Genomic DNA, 441 nt, shown 5'->3' with positions numbered 1-441 from the left:
AAACTTAATCCAAATAATGCTGATTACTACAATAATCGGGGTGATTCTCGCCATTTTTTAGGGGACTATCAAGGAGCAATTGAAGATTATAACCTAGCTATTAAGCTCAATCCAAATTTTGCTGATTACTACAGGAATCGCGGTAATTCTCGCCATTTTTTAGGAGATTATCAAGGAGCAATTGAAGATTATAACCTAGCTATTAAGCTCAATCCAAATGATGCTAATTACTATTATAATCGGGGAATTTCTCGGAACTGGCTAACAAATTATCAAGGAGCAATTGAAGATTTAACCAAGCCATTAAACTTAATCCAAATAATGCTGATTACTACTATCGTCGGGGAATTTCTCGGAACTGTTTAAGAAATTATCAAGGAGCAATTGAAGATTTCAACCAAGCCATTAAACTTAATCCAAATAATGCTGATTACTAATAAT

At 33.6% G+C, this 441-nt stretch carries 2 protein-coding genes; both read left to right on the top strand.

The window, feature by feature from the left end; all coding sequences use genetic code 11:
- A partial coding sequence (locus RRG12_RS33080; protein ID WP_420762132.1) for a tetratricopeptide repeat protein occupies positions 1 to 366 on the top strand: 366 nt, incomplete at its 5' end.
- Positions 303 to 437 carry a tetratricopeptide repeat protein gene (locus RRG12_RS33075; RefSeq protein WP_420762167.1) on the top strand — a complete coding sequence of 45 codons (135 nt, stop codon included), beginning with the start codon at positions 303 to 305 and terminating at the stop codon, positions 435 to 437. The genes RRG12_RS33080 and RRG12_RS33075, both read left to right, overlap by 64 nt.
- The last annotated feature ends 4 nt before the right edge of the window (positions 438 to 441 follow it).

This window comes from Nostoc sp. CALU 546 (genome assembly GCF_048836525.1).
The sequence above is the reverse complement of the archived record's forward strand: the minus strand, read 5'-3'. Positions and strand labels throughout refer to the sequence as shown.